This window comes from Vreelandella sp. V005 (assembly GCF_052645115.1).
Window position 1 is genome coordinate 1 of the sequence record NZ_JBQXYA010000012.1, and the last position, 14699, is coordinate 14699.

The 14699-nt window shown below is 52.1% G+C and carries 13 protein-coding genes and 1 rRNA gene; 9 read left to right on the plus strand and 5 right to left on the minus strand.

Features of this window, described 5'->3' with window-relative positions; genetic code table 11:
- Positions 1 to 101: ribosomal RNA gene (gene rrf / locus ACUN8H_RS18065) — 5S ribosomal RNA — on the plus strand; the annotation flags it as partial.
- Positions 102 to 256: 155 nt separating this feature from the next.
- Here rrf and guaD read toward each other — a convergent pair.
- From guaD to xdhA, 4 genes are read right to left on the minus strand one after another with little or no spacing between them, the layout of a single operon-like run.
- Positions 257 to 1576, minus strand: a complete 1320-nt coding sequence (guaD, locus tag ACUN8H_RS18070; protein WP_445533427.1) for a guanine deaminase — start codon at positions 1574 to 1576, stop codon at positions 257 to 259.
- A gap of 1 nt (position 1577) precedes the next feature.
- Positions 1578 to 2441: a xanthine dehydrogenase accessory protein XdhC gene (gene xdhC, locus ACUN8H_RS18075; RefSeq protein ID WP_445533474.1), complete on the minus strand. Its 864-nt coding sequence runs from the start codon at positions 2439 to 2441 to the stop codon at positions 1578 to 1580.
- 5 nt (positions 2442 to 2446) lie between these two features.
- Positions 2447 to 4870, minus strand: a complete 2424-nt coding sequence (gene xdhB / locus ACUN8H_RS18080; RefSeq protein WP_445533428.1) for a xanthine dehydrogenase molybdopterin binding subunit — start codon at positions 4868 to 4870, stop codon at positions 2447 to 2449.
- Positions 4854 to 6311: a xanthine dehydrogenase small subunit gene (xdhA, locus tag ACUN8H_RS18085; RefSeq protein WP_445533429.1), complete on the minus strand. Its 1458-nt coding sequence runs from the start codon at positions 6309 to 6311 to the stop codon at positions 4854 to 4856. Before xdhA ends, xdhB begins: the two co-directional genes overlap by 17 nt.
- Before the next feature lie 189 nt (positions 6312 to 6500).
- Here xdhA and ACUN8H_RS18090 point away from each other — a divergent pair, with 189 nt between their 5' ends.
- The 3 genes from ACUN8H_RS18090 to hrpB are packed head-to-tail and all read left to right on the plus strand — an operon-like array spanning position 6501 to position 9611.
- Positions 6501 to 7163 (plus strand): TetR family transcriptional regulator C-terminal domain-containing protein, encoded by a 663-nt coding sequence (locus tag ACUN8H_RS18090; RefSeq protein WP_445533430.1) that lies wholly within the window; start codon positions 6501 to 6503, stop codon positions 7161 to 7163.
- Between the two features lie 7 nt (positions 7164 to 7170).
- The gene (locus ACUN8H_RS18095) at positions 7171 to 7515 is read left to right on the plus strand and encodes a hypothetical protein (RefSeq protein WP_445533431.1); all 345 of its coding nucleotides are present in this window, start codon (positions 7171 to 7173) and stop codon (positions 7513 to 7515) included.
- Positions 7491 to 9611, plus strand: coding sequence for an ATP-dependent helicase HrpB (hrpB, locus tag ACUN8H_RS18100; protein ID WP_445533432.1), 2121 nt, complete (start codon positions 7491 to 7493; stop codon positions 9609 to 9611). The genes ACUN8H_RS18095 and hrpB overlap by 25 nt, the downstream gene beginning before the upstream one ends.
- A gap of 28 nt (positions 9612 to 9639) precedes the next feature.
- On the opposite strand, the gene ACUN8H_RS18105 is transcribed toward hrpB, so the two are convergent.
- Positions 9640 to 9858 (minus strand): hypothetical protein, encoded by a 219-nt coding sequence (locus ACUN8H_RS18105; protein ID WP_445533433.1) that lies wholly within the window; start codon positions 9856 to 9858, stop codon positions 9640 to 9642.
- Between the two features lie 201 nt (positions 9859 to 10059).
- Here ACUN8H_RS18105 and ACUN8H_RS18110 point away from each other — a divergent pair, with 201 nt between their 5' ends.
- The 5 genes from ACUN8H_RS18110 to ACUN8H_RS18130 all read left to right on the plus strand — a co-directional run bounded on the left by ACUN8H_RS18110 (position 10060) and on the right by ACUN8H_RS18130 (position 14694).
- Positions 10060 to 10233, plus strand: a complete 174-nt coding sequence (locus ACUN8H_RS18110; protein WP_445533434.1) for a DUF2970 domain-containing protein — start codon at positions 10060 to 10062, stop codon at positions 10231 to 10233.
- Between the two features lie 126 nt (positions 10234 to 10359).
- Complete coding sequence (gene coxB, locus ACUN8H_RS18115; protein ID WP_445533435.1) at positions 10360 to 11475, plus strand: cytochrome c oxidase subunit II; 1116 nt, start codon at positions 10360 to 10362, stop codon at positions 11473 to 11475.
- A 48-nt stretch (positions 11476 to 11523) separates the two neighbouring features.
- Entirely contained in the window at positions 11524 to 13161 is a 1638-nt protein-coding gene (gene ctaD, locus ACUN8H_RS18120) for a cytochrome c oxidase subunit I (RefSeq protein WP_445533436.1), read from the plus strand.
- A gap of 49 nt (positions 13162 to 13210) precedes the next feature.
- Positions 13211 to 13837, plus strand: a complete 627-nt coding sequence (locus ACUN8H_RS18125) for a cytochrome c oxidase assembly protein (RefSeq protein ID WP_445533437.1) — start codon at positions 13211 to 13213, stop codon at positions 13835 to 13837.
- Entirely contained in the window at positions 13834 to 14694 is an 861-nt protein-coding gene (locus ACUN8H_RS18130) for a cytochrome c oxidase subunit 3 (RefSeq protein ID WP_445533438.1), read from the plus strand. The genes ACUN8H_RS18125 and ACUN8H_RS18130 overlap by 4 nt, the downstream gene beginning before the upstream one ends.
- Positions 14695 to 14699 lie beyond the last annotated feature (5 nt).

Genomic DNA, 14699 nt, shown 5'->3' on the forward strand with positions numbered 1-14699 from the left:
ACGCGTGAACCACCTGATCCCTTGCCGAACTCAGAAGTGAAACCGCTTAGCGCCGATGGTAGTGTGGGGTCTCCCCATGCGAGAGTAGGTCATCGTCAGGCACTTATACCGCAGAAAACCCAGCCAATCGGCTGGGTTTTTTGTTGCCGGGAAGAAAGAAAAACTATGTCATGGCGAGGAGCGCAGCGACGTGGCCATCTCGACTTTCGGTAGCACCCAGCCATCTCAACCTGAAGCTGCCACCGTTGCACCGTGATTAGACGTTATCTCTACGATGTTGGCATTGCCCGCCTGCCCAGGTTTCAAAAATGGCGCGGTCATCGGCCAGTATCATTAAGGCAAATAGGCGTTCGCCAAGTGTTGTGCATCGGCTAATTCGTCTGGCTAGTAATGATGTTGCTTGAGGGTCAATAACGACAAAATCCGCCTCAAGGGAAGGCGCTAGCTGACCAATATGGTTATCCAACGAGAGTGCTTTCGCATTACCCCGGGTTAAGCCGTAAAAGCCTTGCCAGGCAGTAAGAGGTTGTCCACCCAGCTGGCCTACTTGATAGGCTGCTTTCAGCGTAGCAAAGCCCGATAAATCGGTGCCTGCGCCAATATCACTGGCGTAGGTAAATGCCATCCCCGTCTCTTTCGCCGCTTCCCGATCAAACAGTCCGCTACCAAGAAACAGGTTGGAGCTCGGGCAAAAAGCAATATTGGCGCCGCGATCTGCCAGCCGTTTGCGCATGCCATTATCAAGATGAATGCCATGCGCGAAGGTGCTACGTGGCCCAACAAGACCTGATGCTTCGTACACCGCTAAATAGTCACGGCTACCGGGGAAAAGATCGGCTACCCAATCCAACTCACCGCTGTTTTCAGCTAAGTGCGTCTGCAACCAAAGGGTTGGGTCATTGCGTAGTAGCGCGCCAGCGGCGTCCATCTGTGTTTTGGTCGAAGTGGGGGCAAAACGCGGCGTTACGCTGTAGCCTAGCCGGCCTTTGCCGTGCCAATCTTCAATAAGTCGTTCGCTATCGGCAATGCCCGAGGCGCCATCCATCAGTGCCTCTGGCGCGTTACGGTCCATCAATACCTTGCCGACCAGCATGCGTAACTGCCGCTTATTAGCGGCGGTGAAAAAAGCATCGACGGAGCCGGGGTGACTAGAGCCAAAAACCTGGGCAGTGGTGGTGCCTGCGCGTAACATTTCGTCCAGAAAGGCAGCGGACAGGGCTTCTGCATGGGCATGATTAGCGAACCGACACTCTTCTGGGAAGGTGTACTCGTTTAGCCAGTCGAGTAATTGGCGCCCATAAGAGGCCATGATATCCAACTGAACGTAATGCACATGGGTGTCAATAAACCCCGGCATGATCAGCTTGTCACGATAATCGAGAACGTCAGCACCCTCTGGCAGCGAAGGGGAGATTTCAACGAAATGACCGACAGCGTGAATATGCTGGTCTTTCAACCAGAGCAAACCGTCACCGTAATGCTCTAAACTGCCTGATTCAGGCATATTGCCATCACCTGGGTCACGGGTAAAACTAATCAGTTCGGCACGAATAAATGTGTCAGTAGAGGAATTCATATTAACTCGTGGTCGTTGTAGCGTCGGTAAAAAGGGTTCGCAGTGTATCGGCATCAAGCCCACGATTTTGTTGAGTAAGTGGTTTATCTGTCAGCCAGAGCAATTCGGTTACTGCCGTTAATGCGATTGCATAAGGGGTCTTGTTGGCGAGCTTAGTGGAATGAATACGACCGATCGGGCTCCGCACACGAGCCCTCTGTTCGCCGTTGTATCCGTCGCGTTTAAGCCGTCCTTCGAAGCTTGCCCATTTACTGTCAGAGCCGATGAGTCCTATGGTTGTTATATCTGGCCGGTCAAGCAGCGCTGAGATGATGGCATAGTCTTCATCATGGTTGTGGGTCATTACCAGCACATGCGTGTTTGCAGGCAAAGCGGCAACACTTTGTGGTATGTTTTGGAGTGAATAACAGGTAAGTTGCGGCTGCTGCTCACGCGCAGAAAACGCATCGTTTCGGCTATCGAACCAATGCAACTGCCAGGGGAGTGGCATGCATAGTTTTATAATTTCATGGCCCACATGCCCAGCACCGAAGATAGCCACATGCGCGGTCGCACCTGGAAAGGCTTCAAGTAAAATATTCACAAAACCACCGCAGCACTGACCACTACGCCCTCCCAAAGAGAAGGCTTCCAGGCTAAGGCCGAAGCGCTGCTCGGCTAATAAGCGGCGTGCTGCGTCAATGGTTTGCCACTCAAACGTACCGCCCCCCAGAGTGTCAAAAATCGCATCAGCGGTAACAACCATGCGCGCACCAGGCTCGCGGGGCGTTGAACCCAGGCTGGTTACCTGCGTGGCTAATACATGCGGTATGCCGTCGCGCTGCAAGCGGTGCAGCGCTGCATGCCACGTTTCTGGAGGTTGAATATCTCTCACAGCGCTTTTTTCCTGATGGCGTTTGCGGCCAACATGACCCGCTCGGGGGTAGCTGGGGTATCTAAGTGGGGAGAGACGGCATAATCGGTAAGACTTGATAGCGCGTCACGCAGCGCCGACCAGACACTAATGCCCAACATAAAAGGGGGCTCGCCAACGGCTTTGGAGCGATAGAGGCTGGCCATTGAGTTGGGATGGCCCTCCAAAAGTGAGACATTGAAAATAGGGGGCAAGTCTCCAAAGGTGGGGATTTTATAAGTGGCCGGGCCATCACTTACCAGCACGCCTTTATCATTCCAGATCAGTTCTTCACTGGTCAGCCAGCCCATCCCCTGAATAAAGCCACCTTCCACTTGCCCGATATCAATCGCTGGATTCAATGAATCGCCTACATCATGCAGAATGTCCACTCGATCCACCTGGTACTCGCCACTTAATGTGTCGACACTGACTTCAGCCACTGCCGCGCCAAAGGCAAAGTAATAAAAAGGCCGTCCTTGACCTGTCGAGCGGTCATAATGGATCAAGGGTGTGGCATAAAAGCCCTTTTCAGATAACGAAATACGATTGAGATAGGCGGTTTGTATCAGCTCCCCCCAAGGAATGCGTCGCTGGCTCTCGCCTAATCCCGCTATCAACATGCCATCTTTCAGATGCATACCTTCACGATCCAGGCCTTCGGCGAAGTGACCCGCTGCGAAATCAAAAAGACGCTCACGAAGCTTGGTGGCCGCGTCTCTGGCCGCCATACCATTCAGATCGGCACCGCTAGAGGCGGCGGTCGGCGAGGTATTGGGGATTTTGTCGGTTCGCGTAGCCGTGATGCGTACCTTGTCTAGATCCAGCCCCAGTTCCCGTGCTACCACTTGGCAAATCTTGGTATGGAGACCTTGCCCCATTTCAGTGCCGCCGTGATTGATCATAACGCTGCCATCGGTATAGACATGCAGCAGGGCGCCCGCTTGATTAAGGTGTTGGGCAGTAAAGGATATGCCGAACTTGACCGGGGTAAGAGCAAGTCCTTTTTTGATCACTGTGCTGGTGGCGTTGAATTGGCTAATGGTACTGCGCCGAGCCCAGTAATCGCTGTCCTGTTCGAGCGTGGTGACCAGCGTATGCAGTAACTTTCGCTGATCGACTTGCTGACCGTAATGAGTCACTTCGCGGCCGTCACGGTAGAAATTGCGCTTACGCACCGTGAGTGGATCTTCGCCAATCTGACGAGCAATATCATCCATGGCAGCTTCAATGATCATCATGCCCTGGGGGCCGCCAAAACCCCGAAAGGCGGTATTAGAAGCAGTATGGGTTTTAGCACGATGACCCACTACCTGTGCTTTCCCTAGCGAATAAGCATTATCCGCATGAAACATGGCGCGATCGACGATAGCGTCAGAAAGATCCGGCGAATAGCCGCAGTCGCCGATCAGAGTGATCTCTCCCCCCTGAATGATGCCTTTATCATCAATGGCTAATCGGTAACGATCATGGAAGGGGTGGCGTTTTCCCGTGGTGCGCATGTCTTCGCTGCGGGGCAAGCGGAGCCGAATGGTTTTACCCGTGCGGCGGGCTAATAGCGCCGCGATACAGGCCCAAGCAGAGGCTTGCGTCTCTTTGCCGCCAAAGCCACCGCCCATGCGCCGCACTTCTACAGTAACTGAGTGAAAAGGGATATCGAGCACTTCTGCCACTAGCTTTTGGGTTTCACTCGGGTGTTGGTTGGAGGTGTGAACGATAACCCCTTCGTCTTCGGTGGGGTGCACAACGCACGCTTGACCTTCCAGATAGAAGTGCTCCTGGCCGCCAATAAACAGTTGGCCTTCGACAATCTGACCCGCTTGATCAAGCGTTTGCTGCCAGTCGCCGTGGCTCTGAACATGGGTCGGACGCACGAACTCTTCGCGCTCGGCTGCGCCCACCGGGTCAAGACTAGCAGGCTGCTCATCGATATTGACCACGGCCAATTTCACGGCCCTACGTGCTGCTTGGAAGGTCGTCGCCGCGACCGCAAATAAGCATTGGCCTGCGTAGCTGATGTCTTGATCGACAAAAATAGGGTCGCCGGGGAAAACCGGGCCGATATCGGTGTGCCCAGGTACTTCATGAAAGGTAACCACATCGACCACCCCTGACGCCTGTTTCACCTTACTAAGGTCAAGCTTCGTTAAGGCGCCGTGCGCAACCGGGGATAATCCTAGTGCCACATGCAGCTCATTGGCAGTGGTTGGCAGGTCGTCAATATAAGTGGCTTTGCCGGTCACGTGCTTTTCAGCGCTTTCATGAAAGCTTGAGCTACCCGCCTGTCGCTGGCCAGCTACATCGATCGTATGACGCGCCAGAGGGCCGTCTCCTTGAATGTGATCGTCGAGCTCTCGGCGGGCACGGCTGCTGTCGCTGTCCAGTTTAGTGAGCGTACGCATTGAGCATCACCTCTTGATCGGGCGCTGAAAGAGAAAGATAGAGGCGTTCAAGCAAGTTCTTGGCGGCCTGTTGGCGATAATGCTGACTGCCTCGCACATCGCTCATTGGCTGAAAATCTTCATCTAGAGCCTGCTGGGCGGCGCGAAAAATCGCTTGGCCGATAGGGATGCCTTCAAGTGCCGCCTCTACTGCCAGTGCGCGTTTAGGCGTTGCCGCCATGCCTCCAAAGGCGATGCGCACGTTAAGCAGCCTATCGTGTTCGATTCGGTAGCTAAAGGCGCCCAATACTGCGGAAATATCATCTTCACGACGTTTGGACAGCTTCCAAACGCGCAGCTGACTGCCCTCAGCCAGCTGTGGAATGAAAATCCGCGAAACGACTTCATTAGCCGCTAGGGCCGTCTTTTTATAGTCCAGAAAAAAATCTTCAAGGGCTAGGCAGCGCTCGCCGTTTACGCTGGCAAGCTCGATCTGGGCACCCAGGGCAAGAAGCACAGGCGGCGTGTCGCCAATGGGAGAAGCATTGGCGATATTGCCACCGAGGGTGCCTCGGTTGCGAATCTGCTGGGAGCCAAGCCGGTGTAGAAGATGGGCGAAAGAGGGAAAGTGTTTTTCAAAAAAGGGCTCAAGCTGGGTGTAGGTGACCGCACTGCCTACCCACCAGCCGGACTGATGTGCAGAGGTATACTTTTCAATCGCTAATAGTTCGGTAACTTGAGAAACGTCAATCAACTGATCAAGCGGGGCCAAGCGCTGAGTGCTTTCCAGCCAAAGATCGGTGCCTCCCGCCACAAGGCGTGCTTGGGGGGCTGATTGGCGCAGTTGCGTCAGCTCTTCCAGCGATTGCGGCTGGGCAAAAAAAGAACTGGCATCGGCTGGCGTGGTTAAAGCGGGTTGGCGTTCTGATTCTGGTAATGTTGCGTCGAACCACTGGGGGCGCTCGTAAGGAATATCACTCATACGCAGCGCTGCATCGCGGATAGGTCGATAACCTGTGCAGCGGCACAAATTACCGCCTAGAGTGGCTTCAAGGCGTTCGGAGGTTAGCGGCGCAGGGCGTTGGGCAAGATCGCTGTGCAGCGTAAAAAGTGACATGACAATACCCGGCGTACAAAATCCGCACTGGCTCCCATGGCACTCAATCATTGCTTGCTGCGCCGGATGAAGATTGCCACTTTTCGCTAGCCCCTCAACGGTTACCATGTGCTTGTTCTGAAGCTGGTGAGCCGGTGTTATGCAAGCATTGGCGCTGGCAAACGCATGAATATCGCCCGCTAAATCGTCAATGGCCACGGTGCAGGCGCCACAATCACCCGACGCGCAGCCCTCTTTGGTGCCTGTTTGGCCCAAGTGCTCGCGCAATAAGGTTAAGATGCTCGTGTCCGGTGAAACGTCGCACCGCTGAGGGACGCCATTGAGCAGGAACGCAATCGTTGCCATGCCAAACTCCATTGTGATTGTATAGACCGGAATAATGCTGACCGATCGGTCAATATGTGTTGAGCTTGGAACAAAACACCGTATCTTGCAAGTATTTGATCGCTGCACGGGAGTGGGGCAAGCTTATGCGAAATGCCATCATTTGGGGCGATTGGCCTGTCCAAGACTCTTGCTAAAGGAACACCGTTAATGACTGCTGCATCCGCCACACATGAAAGTCCAAGCCGTGAAAGAATAGAAGCAAGTATTCTAATGGCTGCGGAGCAAGTGTTTTCACAGCACGGCTACCGGGGCGCGAGCTTACAAGTGATTGCCGATCAGGCCGGGCTGCCCAAGGCCAATATTCTTTACTATATGGGCAGCAAGCAAGCGCTCTATGTACGGCTGCTTGATCGCATGATGCGTCGCTGGAATGAAGTACTGGAAGACATTACGCCCGACAGCGATCCAGCGGAGGTGCTCAGCGATTTTATCCGCACTAAAATGGTGCTTGGTCAGCGCTACCCTGAAGGTTCGAAGCTGTTTGCGGCAGAAATTTTAGCAGGGGCGCCTTTCTTGAGTGGCTATTTGGCCGGAGAGCTGCGTGAGTGGGTGGCTTCACGGACCGCCATTATTCGCCAATGGTCTGCTCAGGGCAAAATGGATGATCTCGACCCCCGTTGGCTTATTTTCTTAATCTGGTCAGCTACCCAGCACTACACTGAATATAGCGCGCAGGTTAGCGGTATTCTAGGCCGCGATACGTTAAGCGACGAAGATGTTGCGTCAATCTGCGCCTTCCTTGAACACGTCATTCTCAAAGGCTGCGGTGTTAGCCAAACGCATACCCCTGTTGTTCAGGCCGACAGGTGATCATTCAATGAGCACATTGCCTATTGATGAGCATCTATACGAGATCAATACCGCTCTTAGCGACCATCATAGAGCAATGCTAATTGCCCAGCCGGGGGCGGGTAAAACGACACGCGTGCCCCTGACGCTTTTGAAAGCGGAGTGGGCTAGCGGAAAAAAGCTGCTCTTGCTAGAGCCACGACGAGTAGCGGCCCGCTTGGCGGCTAGCTTTATGGCTAAGCAGCTAGGGGAAAGCGTAGGGCAGACGGTGGGCTATCGCATGCGCGGCGACAGCTGCGTAGGTTCACAAACTCGTTTAGAGGTGGTGACCCAAGGTGTTCTTACCGCATGTTGCAGGATGATCCACTGTTAGAAGGCGTGGCCGGTATTATTTTTGACGAGTTTCATGAACGTAGTCTCGAAGCCGACCTGGGTTTGGCGTTGGCGTTGGATGTACAAACGAGTATCCGTGACGACCTACGCTTGCTGGTGATGTCGGCAACGTTGGATGTAGAAGCGCTTCGGCGGGTTTTAGGGGCGCAAACGCCCACCATCGAATGCCATGGCCGACAGTATCCAGTGATAACCGCTTACCGACCACGCCAGAGCGGTGAGGAGAGTAGTAGCCATACGCTTCGAGTGGTTAATGAAGTGCTAGCAAATCCAAAGACCCAGGATATCCTCGTGATCTTACCGGGGGTTGCCGAGATAAATCGCGTGGTTCAAGCGCTCCAGCAGGCTTTGCCTCATATCGACATACGTCCCCTGCACGGCAGGATGAGTATCGAACGGCAGCAGGCGGCATTGGCAGCGAACACGTCACAACAGCGTATTATTGTTTCCACCGCCATTACCGAATCGAGTATTACCGTCGATGGTGTCAACGTAGTGATCGACGGAGGATTAGAGCGAGTGCCTCTTTTTCAGCCTCGTACGGGATTAACGTGGTTAACCACACGACGTATTAACCGTGCTAGCGCAGACCAAAGAAGGGGGCGAGCAGGGCGTCAACGTGAAGGCTTATGTTTTCGACTTTGGGCACAAGAGCAGACGCTGGCGCCTTTCGGTGAGCCTGAGATCCAGCAAGCTGATCTCGCCTCGGTAGTACTTGAGTTGGCGAGCTGGGGAGTCAAGTGCCCCCAGGCATTGAGTTGGGTAACGCCGCCGCCACAGGGCGCTTGGCGAAGTGGCCAAGCGCTGCTGGTGCAGTTGGGTGTGCTGGATGATCAGCATCAACTGACCGCTTTGGGTGTTCGCAGTACGCGGTGGCCTGTCGCGCCGCGCATCGCCGTCATGCTGGAAAGAGCCTGTGAAATGAATGCGCTGCCGCTTGCCTGTGGCTTAGCTGCGTTGCTGGAAAGCCGTGACAGTAGCGAACGCTCGTTGCAGGATGCTTTGACTCTACGGCTTCGCCAGCCTTCGCGTTTCCCCACTTGGCAGCGTGAAGCACATCGATTAACGAAAATGGCTGGGGTAGCGTTGAACGATGCGGTGGTTGAGTTGCTTGGGCCGCTTTTGTCGCTGGTATTTCCTGATCGCATAGGGCAACAAATAGCGCCAGGTAACTTTCGGCTAGCAAATGGCAAGACGGCGACGCTGCCATTAAAAGATACGTTGGCGCACCAGCCATATCTAGTCGCCGTTGCGTTAAACAGTGAAGGTAATGAACAGGCGCGTATGCTTTCCGGCGAGCCGTTATCGCTCGAATCGCTACTTTCGCTTTATCCCGATATTCGCTCTTGGCGCCCGCGCGTTATGTGGTCGCAAGATCATGGCCGTTTGATCGGGGAGGAGGTGCAAACACATGGAAGTCTGGTCATTGCTAAACGGCATTTAGCCCACATGCCCGAGGAGGTGGTAAGAGAGGCCTTATTAATCGCGTTGCGCCAGCAGCCAGAAAGGTTGTTTAGCGATAAGTTACAGCAGTTACAAGGGCGTATGACGCTACTACGCGAAAAGCTGGGAGAAGCGTGGCCAGACTGGTCGGAGAAAACGCTACTAGCATCGTTAGATAGCTGGCTAGCGCCCTACCTTATCGATATTAATCGGCTAAGTCAGATTGAGAAATTACCGTTATTCGACTATTTGCTTGACTCACTCTCGTGGGAACAGAAAAGTGAATTCGAACGCTTAGCACCTAAAGCGCTTAAAGTACCTAGTGGAAAAGAGATCGCGCTAGATTATTTACCTTGTCTTTCCCACTACCCACCTGTTCTAGCCCTAAAGCTTCAAGAAGCATTTGGTTGGCGGGAAACACCAACGATCGTAAATGGCGACATTGCTGTGATGATTCACCTGCTATCGCCAGCCCGAAGGCCGCTGCAAGTTACCCAGGATCTACTCAGCTTTTGGCAAAATGGCTACTCTGAGGTGCGTAAAGAAATGCGCGGGCGTTACCCCAAACACCCCTGGCCAGAAGATCCCATGACTGCCGTTGCTACCGCGCGCACAAAACAAAAGTTGCGTTAACCACCTATAAGCGTTTCATCGGTCGCTTCTATTCACTACGTTTCTCTGGGATCTCATCTGGAAGCCGGTAGCGAACGCCGTTTACTTGCTCTTCTTCGTAGCGTTGATTTTCTTCTTCAGGCACCACGCCAATCACAGTTTTCTTTGAGCCGTCGGGCCATGTGTAAGTCGTACAACCCACGAGTAGTAACAGTGGAATAAAAGCTAACAGGCTTATTGCTGGTGGGAGGGCAAGGCGCTTGAACATCAGTCACTCCATTGGGTAATGCTAGATCCTGTAGGAAACGTAGTATCGCATAGTCAGAACTATAGATTGCCATTAACTTGTCTGTAAATGCTTAGATCTCTTTCATTTATCCCTGCCTAATACCTTTGTCTGTCTATGATAGTGGAAGAGAACCGTGAATCCTAAATGCATGTAGCTCTGCGAATCTCAACCGGAGGTTTTATGTGGTCAGTGGTGAAGTCAGTGCTAGCGGCCTTGCTGGGGGTTCAGAGTAACCAAAAGCGGCAGCAGGACTTTAGTAGTGGGAAACCAGCAGCCTACCTTCTGACGGGGTTCATCGTTACGCTGCTATTCGTTGTAGCGCTCATCTTTCTCGCATCGTTGGCTGCCCGCTAAGAAACGTTGATAGCGTTAACCGAGCAAACCGTGACGAATGGCACATATTTTCTATACTGCTAATATCTTATTTAATCCTGCTCTACTTTAAAGGCAGGTGATAACAACAATAAGTACGGAGGTTTTATGCGATCAGTGTGGCGGTGGCTATTCGTTATTTCACTTTCTGCAAGCGGGTCGCAGGCTTATGCAAGCGATTGGAACATGCCTGTCGGGGTAACCGATGTAAGTGCCGATATTTTTGGCCTACACATGTCGATTTTTTGGATATGTGTCGTGATTGGCCTCGTGGTGTTTGGGGCTATGTTTTACTCCCTGTTTCGCTATCGCCACTCAAAAGGTGCAAAAGCGGCCAATTTTCATGAGCATACCAGCGTGGAAGTACTTTGGACGGCCATTCCTGTGTTGATTTTGGTTGGCATGGCAGTTCCCGCCACAGCCACGCTTAAAAATATGTACGACTCTTCAGATGCAGAATTAGACGTCATGATCACAGGGCAGCAGTGGCGCTGGCGCTATGAGTATCTGGGAGAGGATGTTGCGTTTACTTCTAATATGAGCACGCCTAGGACACAAATTAGTGGGGCTGAGACCCGGGGAGAGCATTACTTATTAGAAGTAGATGAGCCGCTAGTACTACCCGTCAATCGCAAAGTACGCTTTTTGATGACATCCGACGACGTTATCCACTCGTGGTGGGTGCCTGATTTAGCAGTCAAACAAGATACGATTCCCGGCTTTATTAATGAAAATTGGGTAAAGATCAATGAGCCGGGTATCTACCGTGGGCAGTGCACTGAGCTATGCGGCATTAACCACGGTTTTATGCCTGTTGTGGTACATGCGATGGAAGAGGATGAGTTCGATGGCTGGCTTGCCGAGCGCAAAGAAGCTGCTGCGGAAGAAGCGATGGGTGTTGACCGTGAGTGGGGCATGGATGAATTGATGGAGCGGGGTCAGGCCATTTATCAATCGATCTGCTCTTCTTGCCACCAAGCAGAAGGGCAAGGCTCTCCGCCCGCTTTTCCTGCGCTGGCCAATAATGAACAGCTTATTAGTGATGTGGATTGGCATCTCAATAAAGTGATTAACGGTGTCTCGGGTGCTGCAATGCCAGCGTTTCGCAGCACCTTAAACCCAGTGGAAATTGCCGCTGTAGTGACCTATACGCGAAATGCCTGGGGTAACGAAACAGGTGAGGTGGTGCAGCCTTCTTTAGTGGCTGAGTTAATCGCCCAATGAAGTTGAAGTGCCACTCAACCAGACAACAACAATATTGCGGAGATTACCATGTCGCCCAAACTGCCCCCTCAACCTCCTTTGCAGCATAGCTCCACGGCCGTGGCCGATGGGCAAGCGCATGGTCATGCCGCGCCGCCAAAAGGTATTTTACGCTGGCTGTTGACCACCAATCACAAAGAGATTGGCTCTCTTTATCTAATTTTTTCGTTAACGATGTTTTTCATTGGCGGCATTTTTGCCTTAGTTGTCAGGGCCGAACTTTTCCAGCCAGGACTGCAGCTGGTAGAGCCTGAGTTTTTCAATCAGATGACCACTATGCATGGGTTGATCATGGTGTTTGCCGCGGTGATGCCGGCATTCACTGGGTTAGCTAATTGGATGATACCGCTACAAGTTGGCGCGCCAGACATGGCGTTACCGCGATTGAATAATTTTAGCTTTTGGCTGCTTCCTGTTGCTTTTATTTTACTGCTTTCAACCCTTTTCATGCCTGGCGGCGGCCCTAATTTTGGATGGACTTTTTATGCGCCGCTGTCAACCAACTATGCGCCTCCTTCCACCACCTTTTTTATTCTCTCATTACACCTTGCCGGTATCAGTTCGATATTGGGGGCCATCAATATTATTGCCACTATTTTGAATATGCGGGCACCGGGCATGCGCCTAATGGATATGCCGCTCTTCGTATGGACATGGTTGATTACGGCCTTTTTGCTAATCGCGGTAATGCCGGTCTTAGCGGCGGTCATCACCATGATGCTGATGGACATTAACTTTGGCACCAGCTTCTTTGATGCGGCGGGCGGGGGCGATCCAGTTCTGTTTCAGCATCTCTTCTGGACGTTTGGTCATCCCGAAGTGTACATCATGATTCTGCCTGCTTTTGGAATTGTCTCCGCGATCATACCCACGTTTGCAAGAAAGCCATTGTTTGGTTATGCATCGATGGTTTACGCCACAGCTGCCATTGCGTTTCTATCGTTTTTAGTCTGGGCACACCACATGTTTGTGGTGGGAATGCCTTTGGTGGCAGAGCTGTTTTTTATGTACACCACTATGTTAATCGCCGTGCCGACTGGGGTGAAAGTGTTTAACTGGGTCACTACGCTCTTTCGGGGCTCCATCAGTTTTGAGTCGCCAATGCTTTTTGCCCTTGCGTTTGTGGTGCTATTTACCATTGGTGGTTTTTCGGGATTAATGCTGGCCATCGCGCCAGCCGATTTTCAATATCATGATACTTATTTCGTGGTAGCTCACTTTCACTATGTATTAGTGCCAGGGGCGATCTTTGCCATTATGGCTGGGGTCTATTATTGGTTGCCGAAGTGGACTGGGCATTACCCTAACGAGCGGCTTGCTCAGTGGCATTTCTGGTTCTCCATTATTGGTGTGAATTTAACCTTTTTCCCGATGCATTTTGCTGGCTTGGCAGGTATGCCTCGTCGCATTCCTGACTATGCGCTTCAATTTGCTGATTTTAACTTGCTCTCCAGTATCGGTGCCTTCTTCTTTGGAGCATCCCAGCTGCTATTTGTTTTAGGGATCATATTGTGCGTTCGCGGTGGGAAGAAAGCTCCAGCAAAAGCCTGGGAAGGGGCCGAAGATTTAGAGTGGACCGTTCCCTCTCCAGCGCCGCTGCATACGTTTGAGACGCCGCCCGTTTTTCATCGTACTTCTCACTCATAGTGGCATCCATCCAATAGTCCCGAGAAGGGGTATGGATAGGAGAGGTGATATGGATAGTCGAGAGCAAAACCAGGTAGGTGTGCGCCGTACGGTCATTAGAACGCTGGCCGTGCTGGTCGGTATGTTCGCCTTTGCTTTTGCACTAGTGCCGCTATATGACGTTTTTTGTCAAATTACCGGTATTAACGGCAAAGTCGATGCAACGGCGCAAAGTATCGTTCACGAAGAGGTAGATGAATCTCGCTACGTGAATGTGCAATTTATAACGCGGGGTAGCGCAGGTCTGCCATGGCAAATGAGTGTTGAAATGCGTCAAATGAGCGTGCACCCGGGGCAAACTGCTGAAGTCGATTTTACCTTTACTAACAATAGTCCTAGCGAAAGTTGGGGGCGAGCGGTGCCGAGCGTTTCTCCTTCAAACGCGACCCGTCATTTGCGCAAAGTGAGCTGTTTCTGCTTTGAGGAGCAGCGCTTGCAAGGCGATGAGCGCTTGACCATTCCGTTGGTATTCCAGCTGGCGCGAGACCTACCCGAAGAGATCAACACCATTACGCTGGTATATACCCTGTATCCAGTTGACCGGGCTGAGCAAAATGCCTCGATGACGAATACGCGCCTGATGAACAATCCCAACTATGAATTAAAAAACAATAAAGCGGCGGGAGAGACGATATGAGCAGTGGTAGCTATTACGTTCCAGCGAGTAGCCGGTGGCCGGTTCTCGGTTCGGTAGCACTCGGTGCCATGATGGTAGGCACAGGTATCAAGCTTGTTTACGACACTGGGCTCCCACTAATGGTAATAGGTGTGCTGGGTATCGTGGCTGTTATGGGACTCTGGTTCCGTGATGTGATCAGTGAGTCGCGTGGTGGGCTATACGATGAACAAATGGATCGTTCCTTTCGCTGGGGCATGGGCTGGTTCATTTTCTCAGAAGTCATGTTTTTTGCCGCTTTTTTTGGGGCGTTATTTTATGTGAGGATGTTTACCCTTCCATGGCTGGGGGGAGAAGGTGCAAAAGGCGTGTCAGCGTTATTATGGCCTGATTTTGTGGCGACATGGCCCTTGCTGAATCCACCAGATGATTCCATTGCCGGTCCTCAGCAAGTATTTAGTCCTTGGCAACTTCCCCTCGTTAACACCCTGATTTTGATTACCTCCAGTATTACGCTAACAGTTGCTCATGAAGCCTTAAAAGTCGGCTATCGGCGTACATGCCGTAACTGGTTGGCGGGAACCGTGCTACTAGGCTGCTGCTTTATAATGATTCAAGGGGTCGAATATTATGAGGCTTATGCACACTACGGCATTACGTTAGAAGCCGGTATTTTTGGTGCGACGTTCTTTATATTGACCGGTTTTCATGGCTTACACGTGATCATCGGCACGATCATTCTTGCCACAATGCTGGTAAGAATTGTTAAAGGTCACTTCGCTGACGAAAATCATTTCGGCTTTGAAGCATCATGTTGGTACTGGCACTTTGTCGATGTGGTATGGGTAGGGCTATTTATTTTCGTTTACGTTTTATAGCCCGC

Excerpts from the sequence above, each read along its gene's own strand:
- coxB (WP_445533435.1), top strand. The coding sequence starts at position 10,360 with ATGCGATCAGTGTGGCGGTGGCTATTCGTTATTTCACTTTCTGCAAGC.
- ACUN8H_RS18090 (WP_445533430.1), top strand. The coding sequence starts at position 6,501 with ATGACTGCTGCATCCGCCACACATGAAAGTCCAAGCCGTGAAAGAATA.
- xdhA (WP_445533429.1), bottom strand. The coding sequence starts at position 6,311 with ATGGCAACGATTGCGTTCCTGCTCAATGGCGTCCCTCAGCGGTGCGAC.
- guaD (WP_445533427.1), bottom strand. The coding sequence starts at position 1,576 with ATGAATTCCTCTACTGACACATTTATTCGTGCCGAACTGATTAGTTTT.
- ACUN8H_RS18130 (WP_445533438.1), top strand. The coding sequence starts at position 13,834 with ATGAGCAGTGGTAGCTATTACGTTCCAGCGAGTAGCCGGTGGCCGGTT.
- hrpB (WP_445533432.1), top strand. The coding sequence starts at position 7,491 with ATGTTGCAGGATGATCCACTGTTAGAAGGCGTGGCCGGTATTATTTTT.
- ctaD (WP_445533436.1), top strand. The coding sequence starts at position 11,524 with ATGTCGCCCAAACTGCCCCCTCAACCTCCTTTGCAGCATAGCTCCACG.
- ACUN8H_RS18125 (WP_445533437.1), top strand. The coding sequence starts at position 13,211 with ATGGATAGTCGAGAGCAAAACCAGGTAGGTGTGCGCCGTACGGTCATT.
- ACUN8H_RS18095 (WP_445533431.1), top strand. The coding sequence starts at position 7,171 with ATGAGCACATTGCCTATTGATGAGCATCTATACGAGATCAATACCGCT.
- xdhB (WP_445533428.1), bottom strand. The coding sequence starts at position 4,870 with ATGCGTACGCTCACTAAACTGGACAGCGACAGCAGCCGTGCCCGCCGA.
- ACUN8H_RS18105 (WP_445533433.1), bottom strand. The coding sequence starts at position 9,858 with ATGTTCAAGCGCCTTGCCCTCCCACCAGCAATAAGCCTGTTAGCTTTT.
- ACUN8H_RS18110 (WP_445533434.1), top strand. The coding sequence starts at position 10,060 with ATGTGGTCAGTGGTGAAGTCAGTGCTAGCGGCCTTGCTGGGGGTTCAG.